Below are 10,728 nucleotides of genomic sequence, written 5' to 3'. Positions count from 1 at the left end.
GAGTTGCCTGCGCGTCACATCCAACAGTCCTACCGGGTTCTGCCCCAGAGCGGGGCAGAACCCGAAGATTGATCACAACATCACACAGGCCCTAGACGGACAGGCCCTAACCGAGGCGCGGGATCTCGATGGCCGGGCACCTGTCCATCACCATGGCCAGCCCGGCCTCCCGGGTCCGCCCGTAGGCGGCCTCGTCCACCACGCCCAGCTGGAACCAGACCGCCTTCGCCCCGGCGGCGACCGCCTGGTCGGCCACCTCCCCGGCCAGCGCGCTGTTCACGAACACGTCCACCACGTCGACCGGGAACGGGATCTCGGCGAGCGAGGCGTAGCCCCGCTCGCCGAGGACCGTCTCGGCCTTCGGGTGCACGGGCACGATCCGCTTGCCGTACTCCTGGAGCACCCGGGCCACCCCGTACGCGGCCCGGGCGGTGTTGGTGGACAGGCCCACCACCGCCCAGGTGTCACCGGTGCGGGTGAGGATCTCGCGGACCGCCGCGTCGTCGCCGTAGCTCGTCATGCCGGTGGGAACGCCGGGCGGCGGTGCGGGATTCCTGCCCGGTCAGCTCGGGCGGCCCAGGGCGCGGTAGGTCCAGCCGGCGGCGCGCCAGGCCTCGGCGTCCAGGACGTTGCGGCCGTCGAGGAGGCGGCGTTCGGCGACCACGGCGCCGAGGACGGCCGGGTCCAGCTCGCGGAACTCGGACCACTCGGTGAGGTGGAGGACGACGTGGGCGCCCTCGGCTGCCTCCAGGGCGGAATGGGCGTAGGCGAGGGAGGGGAACATCTTGCGGGCGTTGTCCACGGCCTTGGGGTCGTAGACGGTGACCTGGGCGCCCTGGAGCTGGATCTGGGCGGCCACGTTGAGGGCGGGGGAGTCCCGGATGTCGTCCGAGTTGGGCTTGAAGGCGGCGCCGAGGACGGCGACCCGGCGGCCCAGGAAGCCGCCGCCGCACTGCTCGCGGGCCAGCTCGACCATCCGGGAGCGGCGCCGCATGTTGATCGAGTCGACCTCGCGCAGGAAGGTCAGCGCCTGGTCGGCGCCGAGTTCGCCGGCCCGGGCCATGAACGCGCGGATGTCCTTGGGCAGGCAGCCGCCGCCGAAGCCGAGGCCGGAGTTGAGAAACTTGCCGCCGATCCGCTCGTCGTAGGCGAGCGCCTTGCTGAGCTGGGTGACGTCCGCGCCGGCCGCCTCGCAGACCTCGGCCATCGCGTTGATGAAGGAGATCTTGGTGGCCAGGAAGGAGTTGGCGGCCGCCTTGACCAGTTCGGCGGTCGCGTAGTCGGTGACCATGAACGGCACCCCGGCCGCGATCGGCTCCGCGTACACCTCGCGCAGCAGCCGCTCGGCCCGCTCGCTGTGGGCGCCGACCACGATCCGGTCCGGCCGCAGGGTGTCCTGCACGGCGAAGCCCTCGCGCAGGAACTCCGGGTTCCAGGCGAGTTCGGCGCCCTCGCCGATCGGCGCCAGCGCGGCCAGCCGCTCGGCCAGCCGGGCCGCCGAGCCGACCGGGACGGTCGACTTGCCGACCACCAGGGCGGGGCGGGTCAGGTGCGGCGCGAGCTCGTCCAGCGCGGTGTCGACGTACGACATGTCGGCGGCGAACTCGCCCTTGCGCTGCGGGGTGTTGACGCAGATGAAGTGCACGTCGCCGAACTCGGCGGCCTCCCGGGCGGAGGTGGTGAAGCGCAGCCGTCCGGTCGAACCCTCGTGCCCTGCCACGTGCTTGAGCAGCAGTTCGGACAGCCCGGGCTCGTACATCGGGACCCGCCCTGCGGTCAGCATGGCGATCTTGTCCGGGTCGATGTCCAGGCCCAGCACCTCGAAGCCGAACTCGGCCATCGCGGCGGCGTGCGTGGCGCCGAGGTAGCCGGTGCCGATCACGGAGATGCGGAGGGTCACGGGTTCTCCTTGGATGCGGACGCGACCAGTACGGATGCCCTGATGCTATCCGCCCGCCGGGGGCGCCCCGGGATCACCTGCACGCCGGAGGGGCCGCCCCGCCGGTCGCCCCCGGGGCGCGGACATGAACGACCGGGCGGCCGCTGGACGCTAGGCAGCCGCAGGTCGGCGCCCTAGGATCTCTACTGAACGGTAGTTAACCGCGGATTCGACTCGCACCGGGCGTCGATCGGACCTCGATCGGGCCTCGCCCGGGCGTCGGTCACTGAACGACGAGGCAGGCATCATGGCGGGCAGCGCAGGGGCGGCTGACTTCGATCTCTTCCGGATCTCCGAGGAGCACGGGATGCTCCGTGAGGCGGTGCGTTCGCTGGCCGAGGCGAAGATCGCTCCGTTCGCGGCGGAGGTGGACGAGCAGGGGCGGTTCCCGCAGGAGGCGTTGGACGCGCTGCGGGGCAACGACCTGCACGCGGTGCACGTGCCGGAGGAGTACGGCGGTGCGGGGGCGGACGCGCTGGCGACGGTGATCGTGATCGAGGAGGTGGCGCGGGTGTGCGCGTCGTCCTCGTTGATCCCGGCGGTGAACAAGCTGGGGTCGCTGCCGGTGCAGCTGTCGGGTTCGGAGGAGTTGAAGGCGAAGTACCTGGGGGCGCTGGCGCGGGGCGAGGGGATGTTCTCGTACTGCCTGTCGGAGCCGGAGGCGGGTTCGGACGCGGCGGGGATGAAGACCCGGGCGGTGCGTGACGGGGACTTCTGGGTGCTGAACGGTGTGAAGCGCTGGATCACCAACGCGGGGGTGTCCGAGTTCTACACGGTGATGGCGGTGACGGATCCGGAGAAGCGGTCGAAGGGCATCTCGGCGTTCGTGGTGGAGAAGGGCGACGAGGGGGTGTCCTTCGGTGCGCCGGAGAAGAAGCTGGGTATCAAGGGGTCGCCGACGCGTGAGGTGTACTTCGACAACGTGCGGATCCCGGCGGACCGGATGATCGGTGCGGAGGGCACGGGTTTCGCGACGGCGATGAAGACCCTGGACCACACCCGCGTCACCATCGCCGCGCAGGCGATCGGGATCGCGCAGGGTGCGCTGGACTACGCGAACGGGTATGTGCGGGAGCGCCGGCAGTTCGGGAAGGCGATCGCGGAGTTCCAGGGTGTGCAGTTCATGCTGGCGGACATGGCGATGAAGCTGGAGGCGGCGCGGCAGTTGACGTATGCGGCGGCGGCGAAGTCGCAGCGGGGGGACGCGGATCTGACGTTCTTCGGTGCGGCGGCGAAGTGCTTCGCGTCGGACGCGGCGATGGAGATCACGACGGACGCGGTGCAGTTGCTGGGCGGGTACGGGTACACGCGGGACTACCCGGTGGAGCGGATGATGCGGGACGCGAAGATCACGCAGATCTACGAGGGGACCAACCAGGTCCAGCGGATCGTGATGGCCCGCAACCTCCCGTAACGCGCACACACACGCACCGGCACGCACCGGCGTACAGCCACGGCCCCCGACCGCCCGTCCGCGGTCGGGGGCCGGAAAACCGTGCGACGGCGGGCGGCCGTGCTCCGTAGGCTGCCCGCCATGTCCTCCACGCCCGCCGCGACGACCACGCCGTCCGCACCGCCCGCCACGCTCAGCCTGGCCCCGATCACCCCCGGGAACATCGACGCCGCCCTCGCCCTGCGGGTCCGCCCCGACCAGGAGCACCTGGTGGCGCCGGTGGTGAAGTCGCTGGCCGAGGCGTACGCGTACGGGGAGACGGCCTGGCCCCGGCTGATCCTGGAGGACGGGCGGCCGGTCGGCTTCGTGATGGCCTTCTTCGACATCGTCTTCCACCCCGACCACCCCGGCGACCGCCCCCGCTCCGGCCTGTGGCGGCTGCTGGTCGACGCCGGGCAGCAGCGCGGCGGGTACGGCCGCTTCGCCGTCGAGCAGGTCTGCGCCGAGATCCGCCGCCGCGGCGGCATCCGCGCCACCGTCACCTACCACCCGGGCCCGGACGGCCCGGCGGAGTTCTACGCCCGCCTCGGCTTCCGCCCGACCGGTGAGCTCAGCGGCGACCAGGCCGTCGCCGAACGGGAGTTGTAGGACCGCCACGGCCTGCCGCGGTCCGGCGGCCGCCGGGTAGGGTCCGGGGCCATGACCGAGCCGGGCTTCCTCACCGAGACCAGGGCGTTCTACGACGCCGTCGCCACCGAGTACACCGATCTCTTCCGGGACGCGCTGGACCGCATGCCGATGGACCGGGCGATGCTGGCGCTCTTCGCCGACCTGGTCCGCGCCGAGCGGCCGGACGGCAGGACGGCCGAAGTCGGCTGCGGCCCGGGCCGGATGACCGGGCCCCTGCACGGCCTCGGCGTGGACGTGCACGGGATCGACCTCTCGCCGCGGATGGTCGAGCTGGCCCGGAAGGCCCACCCGGAGGTGCCGTTCAGCGTCGGCTCGATGTTCGACCTCCCCTTCCGGGACGGGGAGTTGACCGGCGTGGTGGCCTGGTACTCGATCATCCACACCCCGGCGGAGCGGCTCCCCGAGGTGTTCGCCGAGTTCGCCCGGGTGCTCGCCCCCGGCGGCCACCTGATGCTCGCCTTCCAGGTCGGCGACCGGCCCCTGTACCTGGAGCGGCCGTTCGGGCAGCCGGTGTCGCTGGACTTCCGCCGGCTGCGGCCGGAGCACGTCGAGGAGCTGGCCCGGGAGGCCGGCCTGCCGGTCACCTCCCGTACGGTCCGGGAGCCGGAGGGCGACGAGAGGACCCCGCAGGCCTACCTGCTGGCCCGCAAGCCGGTGGCCGGGGGCTGAATCGGAGGCCGCGCCGAGGGTATGGAGGTCAGGCGGCCGGGGCCGACGGCTGCCCGGAGGCGGTCGCGATCACCTCGTCCAGCACCTCGCGGGAGCGGAGCAGGTCGTCGATCGTCCGGTCGATCCGCTGGCGCTCCGCGGTGAGCTCCTCGACCAGGAGCGGGGTGGCGATCTCGTTCGGGCTGCCGTCGGAGTCCCGCATGCAGGGGAGGATCTTGTAGATGGTCCGGCTGTGCAGTCCGGCCGCGAACAGCTCCTGGATGTGCACCACCCGGTCGACGGCGGCCTCCGGGTACTCCCGGTGGCCGCCCTCGGTGCGGCGGGCGGCCAGCAGGCCCTGCTGCTCGTAGTAGCGCAGCGAGCGCTCGCTCACACCCGTCCGCCGGGCCAGTTCGCCGATCCGCATGCCGTCCACCCCGTCCCGTCCCGTGCCGCCGTCGCCGTCCGCCGTCGCCGTTCACCGGCCCCGCCCGCCGTCGCGGATCGGGCCGCCCGGAAACCTGACATCGATGGTAGCTTCCCGGTCCCGGCGCGGGGGGCGGAACCGGATAACACAGCGGTGTCCGGCCCGGCCCGACCGGGGGTGACGCGCGAGGAACAGGCGATCGTGCCATGATCCCTGCATGTCTTCCAACGTTTTCTTCGACATCGAGATCAACGGCGAGGCGGCCGGCCGGATCGTCTTCAAGCTCTACGACGACGTCGTCCCCAAGACCGCCCAGAACTTCCGCGAGCTGGCCACCGGCCAGAACGGCTTCGGCTACGAGGGCTCCGGCTTCCACCGCGTGATCCCGGCCTTCATGCTCCAGGGTGGTGACTTCACCAACCACAACGGCACCGGCGGCAAGAGCATCTACGGCGAGAAGTTCGCCGACGAGAACTTCAAGATCAAGCACGACCGCCCGGGTCTGCTGTCGATGGCCAACGCCGGCCGCAACACCAACGGCTCGCAGTTCTTCATCACCACCATCGTCACCGACTGGCTGGACGGCAAGCACGTCGTCTTCGGCGAGGTCCTCGAGGGCATGGACCTGGTCAAGAAGATCGAGGGCCTCGGCTCGCAGAGCGGCCGCACCTCGGCCAAGATCACCATCGCCAAGTCCGGCGTGGTCGCCTAAGCACCGCCGCCACCTGGCACGCACCGCCCCGGAGCGGGACGTCGGATCTTCCGATCTCCCGCTCCGGGGCGGTTTCGCGTCCGCCCCCGTACCCGCGCCCGCGCCCGGACGCCGCCCGGTTCCCGCCCCCTTTCGCGCCGGGCGCCGCCGTGCGGCGGGCAGGGTAGCCCGGAGCGCGGCCGTCCGGGCCGGAACCGGGCAATCGTGCGGCCTGCCTGCGCCGGAGCCCTACGCTCGATTCGGACGCGGCCCCAGCCGCGGCCGAACTCGACTCTGCGGCAAGGTGGTTGACCGATGATGGAGCAGGGCGCCGACGACGGCGAGGTGACCTACGAACAGGTGACGGTGGTCTCCCTGGCCGGCTGTGAGCCGGTCGGCCCGGCGCGGTTCGCCGTCCGGGTCGCCCGCGAGGGCATGACCGTCAAGCGGGTGGCGGGCTACTGGGTGCGCTGGGACGAGCGGTGGGGTCCGGAGGAGGTCCGCCACCACTCCCGCTGGATCGCGGACGAGGAGTACGTGCGGCCGGACACCGGCAGCCTGGAGGGCACCCTCGCGGTGATGGTCGCCGCGTACTGGACGGACCCGGCTGGCGCCTTCCCGCGCCGCCCGGGCACCGAGACCGTGGTGACCTTCCGGCCGGGCGAGACCGAGCACGAGCTGGTGCTGGAGCAGCCCGCGCCGCCCGTATCGGCGGCCGCCGCCGCGCACCGCCCGGCCTCGCTGTCGGTGCAGCTGACCCACGCGCGGTGGCTGGGCGGCGACGGGCAGCCGATCCACTACGGCTTCTCGGGCGCGACCGAGGAGGCGGCCGGCGGCGAGGGGGAGTGGCTGGTCCGCTTCCCGGAGTGCGGCACCGGCCTGCTGCCGTACGTATAGGCCGCATGGCACGTCCCGTACCCCCGCGGGTTCAGGCGGGGCTCGGAGCGGGCCGGGCCGGTGCCGCCGCGGGCCCCCAGTCGCCCGCCCGCGTCCCCACCTTGCGCGCCGGTGCGCCGGCCCAGATCTCGCCGGGGCCGGTCGAGCGGGTGAGCACCGCGTTGGCCCCGACGACGGTGCCCGCGCCGACGGTCAGCACGCCCTCCTTGCACACCACCTTGGCGCCCGCGCACAGCACCGCCCCGTCCTCGACCACCACCCGCCGCATCGCGCTCTCCTCCTGCGGCACCCACGGGTCGGCCCGGCCGATGGTCACGCCGTTGTAGAGCGTCACGCCGGCGCCGAGGGTGGTGTACGGGTGCAGCACGGTGCCGAAGCCGCGGTGGAAGACCATCAGCCCGGGCCCGATCTCGCAGGCGGCGGGCACCTCCATCCCGTACAACGCGAGCGCCTCCTGGACCAGGCGGCCCAGGAGGCGGTGGCGACGGCGGCGGATCAGTGCGGTGACGAGTGGCATCCACTCATTGTGGTGGAGCGGTCACGCGAAGTGGCCGACTACTTGAACTCCGGCACCGCGGTGTCGTTCTTGAAGGCGTCGAAGACCTGCTTGGACTTGCCGGCGTCCCAGAGCACGGCGGACTCGCCGGTCTTGGTCCGGTAGTCCGGGTTGCCGATCGGCACGGTCAGCGACTTGCCGCTGCCGCCGTTGACGTCCTTCATGGCGAGGAAGAGCGAGCCGAGGTCGGTCAGCCCGCAGTCCTCGTCGACGATCAGGGTGCCGAGCGCGGAGTCGACCAGCGGATAGAAGGTGAACGGGTTCATCAGGTTGCCCGGGGAGGCGGCCTGGTGGGCGAGGGCGCCGAGGAACTTCTGCTGGTTGCGCATCCGGCCGAGGTCCTGGTCGGCCATCTGGTGGCGCTGGCGGACGAAGGCCAGGGCCTGCTTGCCGGTGAGGGTCTGGTCGCCGGCCTTGAGGTCGAGCCCGGAGTCCTTGTCCTTGACGTCCTGGTCGATCTTCATCTCGACGCCGCCGATCGAGTCGACGATGCCGACGAAACCGCCGAAGCCGATCTCGGCGTAGTGGTCGATCCGTATGCCGGTGTTCTGCTCGACGGTCTGGACCAGGAGGCGGCCGCCGCCGTTGCCGAAGGCCGAGTTGATCTTCGCGGTGGTGCCCTTGACCGGCTTGCCGTTGCTGCCCGGGTGCTCGGGGATCGGCACCCAGGAGTCGCGCGGGATGCTCATCAGGGTGTTCCCGTTGTCCCCGACGTGCAGGATCATCATCGAGTCGCTGCGCTTGCCCTCGGTGTCGTGCCCGGTGTGCAGGTCGTCCTGCTCGGAGTCGGTGAGGCCCTGGCGGCTGTCGGAGCCGACGATCAGCCAGTTGGTGCCCTTGCCCGCAGCGGGGCGGCCGGGGTAGTCGGCGAGCACGTTCTCGTGGTTGAGCTTGGAGTCCGCCCAGAACCAGGTGGAGACGGCGGTCACCATGACGGCGATCAGCAGGCCGAAGACGGACCACTTCACGATCCGCCGCCGCGGCCAGCGCCGGGCCTGGGCACCGGGCGGGCGGGTGCCGCCCGGGCCGCCGGGACCGCCGGGGCGGCCCTGACCACCCTGGCCACCCTGGCCACCGGGACCGCCGGGCCCGCCCGGGCCGCCGGGACCACCGGGGCGCCCCGGGCCGCCGGGACGGGCGCCGGGTGCGCCGGCCCCCTGCGGCGGGACGCCGCCCAGCCGGGACTGCCCCGGTTGCCCCGGCTGCCCCCCGGGCTGTCGCGGCTGCCGTGGCGCGGCCGCCCCCGGCCCGCGCGGGTTCAGCGAGGACGGCAGCGGCGGCTCGGCCGAGCCGCCTCCACCGCTGCCGCCGTACGGGTTCCCGCCGCCCCCCGGGCGGCCCTCCTGCCACGTGTTCATGCCGACGAGGATGCCCGACCCCGGTCGGGCTGACTCCCCCCGGGGGGCCCACCAGGCCTCTTGTAGCAGTTTTGATGCACGCCCCGAATCGTTCCGCCGAAACATCCGGACACCCGCCGTTCCAGCGGCTGAAACGTTTCTTGACCAGCTCGAACACAGCGTGTTTGCATTCCAGGCATGGATCAGCGTTGGGCACTCACGCGTCGGCGGCACGTCGACCTGCGGCGCGGTGTGGCCTGTTCGCTCTGTCGCGGCTGACACGCGCCCGTCGGGTCCCCGTACTCCCCGCAGGCCCCGCACGTCCGCCGACGTAGCGCCCCGGTGCCCCGCAACGCCCCCCCCGCACCGTTCCCGCACCGCCCCCGGTACCGGCCCCCACCGCGGCGCCTTCCCCCGCCGCCGCACTCCGCCGCACCGCGCCGCCCCGCTTCCAGCCAGAGGTGAAACCCATGGCCGTCGTCCTGTCCGTTTCCGGCTCCCCGTCCGCCACCTCCCGCACCACCCGCCTGCTGCGCCACGTCGACGCGCGGCTGGCGGAGCGCGGCCACCACGTCGTCCCCTTCGAGGCCCGCAGCCTGCCCGCGCACGCGCTGCTGTCGGGCGACTTCGACCACCCCGAGATCGTCGCCGTCACCGAGCTGTTCGCCCGCGCCGACGGCGTGGTCGTCGGCACCCCCGTCTACAAGGCCGCCTACTCGGGCCTGCTGAAGGCCCTGCTGGACGTGCTCCCGCAGTACGCCCTGGCCGGCAAGGCCGTCCTGCCGCTCGCCACCGGCGGCTCGCCCGCGCACGTCCTCGCGGTGGACTACGCGCTGCGCCCGGTGCTCAGCTCGATGGGCGCCGGCCACATCACCCAGGGCTGGTTCGTGCTCGACCGCCACATCACCGCCCGGGAGGACGGGACGACCCTGGTGGAGCGCGAGACCGAGACGCTGCTGGCCCCGGTCGTGGACGGCTTCGCCACGGCCCTGGAGCGGCTGGCCGCACCCGCGCTGACGAGCTGACGGACCGTCGCCGCCGGCCCGTACGGGGCGTCCCCGAGACGGGCCGCGGCGACCCCTAGGGGGAGCCGCTCCGTGGCCCGTAGAACCTTGGTTGAGAGGCTTCATTCCGGCGGATGACGAGCGCTCCGCCGCCGACTCCTAACGTGGTTCACACATCCCCACCCGCCAGGAAGCGGCCCGGTTGCGCCGGGTCCGGTGGCCAGGTCCACCGGGAGGGTGGAGACAACTCCCGGTCGAGGACTACCGCCCGCGCCATGTCGCGCGGCGGGCGGGCCCGTGAGGCTGGGGGCCAACGGGTGAGCGCATCTTCCTTAGGAGTGTCCCAGTGACGACGGCAGCAGCAGCCGTGTACGACCCCCAGCTTCCCGGCGGGGCGCCCGCCGTCGCCGCGTCGGCCCGTCAGGTCACCAAGGCGTACGGCTCGGGCGAGACCAGGGTGACCGCGCTCGACGCGGTCGACGTCGACATCCAGCGCGGCCGGTTCACCGCGATCATGGGGCCGTCGGGCTCCGGCAAGTCCACCCTGATGCACTGCCTGGCGGGCCTCGACACGGTCACCTCCGGGCAGATCCGGATCGGCGACACCGAGATCACCGGCCTGAAGGACAAGCAGCTCACCAGGCTCCGGCGCGACAAGATCGGCTTCATCTTCCAGGCCTTCAACCTGCTCCCGACGCTGAACGCGCTGGAGAACATCACGCTCCCGATGGACATCGCCGGGCGCAGGCCCGACCAGGCCTGGCTGGACCAGGTGGTGGAGACGGTCGGCCTGTCCGGCCGGCTCAAGCACCGCCCCGCCCAGCTCTCCGGCGGCCAGCAGCAGCGCGTCGCGGTGGCCCGGGCACTGGCCGCCCGCCCCGAGATCATCTTCGGCGACGAGCCCACCGGGAACCTGGACTCCCGGTCCGGTGCCGAGGTGCTGACCTTCCTGCGCCGCTCGGTGGACGAGCTGGGCCAGACCATCGTGATGGTCACCCACGACCCGGTCGCCGCCGGCTACGCGGACCGCGTGCTCTTCCTCGCCGACGGCGTGATCGTGGACGAGATGTACGCGCCCACCGCCGACTCCGTCCTCGAACGCATGCGCCGTTTCGACGGCAAGCGCACCAGCTGAGCGGCGGGACG

Annotated in this window: 12 protein-coding genes; 7 read left to right on the top strand and 5 right to left on the bottom strand. The window is 72.5% G+C overall.

Features of this window, described 5'->3' with window-relative positions; translation table 11 throughout:
- Positions 1 to 106: 106 nt before the first annotated feature.
- Positions 107 to 520, bottom strand: coding sequence for a CoA-binding protein (locus tag ACFVXH_RS40840; RefSeq protein ID WP_049650017.1), 414 nt, complete (start codon positions 518 to 520; stop codon positions 107 to 109).
- Positions 521 to 562: 42 nt separating this feature from the next.
- A complete protein-coding gene (locus ACFVXH_RS40835; RefSeq protein WP_387831197.1) occupies positions 563 to 1,900 on the bottom strand; it encodes a UDP-glucose dehydrogenase family protein in 1,338 nt (445 codons plus the stop codon).
- A 286-nt stretch (positions 1,901 to 2,186) separates the two neighbouring features.
- On the opposite strand from ACFVXH_RS40835, the gene ACFVXH_RS40830 reads away from it, so the two are divergent.
- The 3 genes from ACFVXH_RS40830 to ACFVXH_RS40820 all read left to right on the top strand — a co-directional run bounded on the left by ACFVXH_RS40830 (position 2,187) and on the right by ACFVXH_RS40820 (position 4,691).
- Positions 2,187 to 3,353, top strand: a complete 1,167-nt coding sequence (locus ACFVXH_RS40830; protein WP_049650015.1) for an acyl-CoA dehydrogenase family protein — start codon at positions 2,187 to 2,189, stop codon at positions 3,351 to 3,353.
- Between the two features lie 120 nt (positions 3,354 to 3,473).
- The gene (locus ACFVXH_RS40825) at positions 3,474 to 3,980 is read left to right on the top strand and encodes a GNAT family N-acetyltransferase (protein WP_380741194.1); all 507 of its coding nucleotides are present in this window, start codon (positions 3,474 to 3,476) and stop codon (positions 3,978 to 3,980) included.
- A gap of 51 nt (positions 3,981 to 4,031) precedes the next feature.
- Complete coding sequence (locus ACFVXH_RS40820) at positions 4,032 to 4,691, top strand: class I SAM-dependent methyltransferase (RefSeq protein ID WP_387831196.1); 660 nt, start codon at positions 4,032 to 4,034, stop codon at positions 4,689 to 4,691.
- A gap of 28 nt (positions 4,692 to 4,719) precedes the next feature.
- Here the strand turns inward: ACFVXH_RS40820 and ACFVXH_RS40815 are convergent, their stop codons facing one another.
- Positions 4,720 to 5,097: a MerR family transcriptional regulator gene (locus ACFVXH_RS40815; protein WP_049650041.1), complete on the bottom strand. Its 378-nt coding sequence runs from the start codon at positions 5,095 to 5,097 to the stop codon at positions 4,720 to 4,722.
- Positions 5,098 to 5,314: 217 nt separating this feature from the next.
- Here ACFVXH_RS40815 and ACFVXH_RS40810 point away from each other — a divergent pair, with 217 nt between their 5' ends.
- A complete protein-coding gene (locus tag ACFVXH_RS40810; RefSeq protein WP_049650012.1) occupies positions 5,315 to 5,809 on the top strand; it encodes a peptidylprolyl isomerase in 495 nt (164 codons plus the stop codon).
- A gap of 294 nt (positions 5,810 to 6,103) precedes the next feature.
- On the top strand, positions 6,104 to 6,685 hold the full coding sequence (locus ACFVXH_RS40805; RefSeq protein ID WP_049650011.1) for a hypothetical protein: 582 nt from the start codon (positions 6,104 to 6,106) through the stop codon (positions 6,683 to 6,685).
- 31 nt (positions 6,686 to 6,716) lie between these two features.
- Here ACFVXH_RS40805 and ACFVXH_RS40800 read toward each other — a convergent pair whose 3' ends face one another.
- On the bottom strand, positions 6,717 to 7,202 hold the full coding sequence (locus ACFVXH_RS40800; RefSeq protein ID WP_049650010.1) for a hypothetical protein: 486 nt from the start codon (positions 7,200 to 7,202) through the stop codon (positions 6,717 to 6,719).
- A gap of 38 nt (positions 7,203 to 7,240) precedes the next feature.
- A complete protein-coding gene (locus tag ACFVXH_RS40795; protein ID WP_387831195.1) occupies positions 7,241 to 8,209 on the bottom strand; it encodes an LCP family protein in 969 nt (322 codons plus the stop codon).
- An 839-nt stretch (positions 8,210 to 9,048) separates the two neighbouring features.
- Between ACFVXH_RS40795 and ssuE the strand changes: the two genes are divergently transcribed.
- Both ssuE and ACFVXH_RS40785 read left to right on the top strand, forming a co-directional pair.
- Positions 9,049 to 9,603, top strand: a complete 555-nt coding sequence (ssuE, locus tag ACFVXH_RS40790) for an NADPH-dependent FMN reductase (protein ID WP_049658692.1) — start codon at positions 9,049 to 9,051, stop codon at positions 9,601 to 9,603.
- A 325-nt stretch (positions 9,604 to 9,928) separates the two neighbouring features.
- Positions 9,929 to 10,717, top strand: a complete 789-nt coding sequence (locus ACFVXH_RS40785) for an ABC transporter ATP-binding protein (protein ID WP_049658694.1) — start codon at positions 9,929 to 9,931, stop codon at positions 10,715 to 10,717.
- Positions 10,718 to 10,728 lie beyond the last annotated feature (11 nt).

Source organism: Kitasatospora sp. NPDC058184, from assembly GCF_042883725.1.
GTDB lineage: Bacteria > Actinomycetota > Actinomycetes > Streptomycetales > Streptomycetaceae > Kitasatospora.
This window is presented reverse-complemented; position numbering and strand designations above follow the sequence as displayed.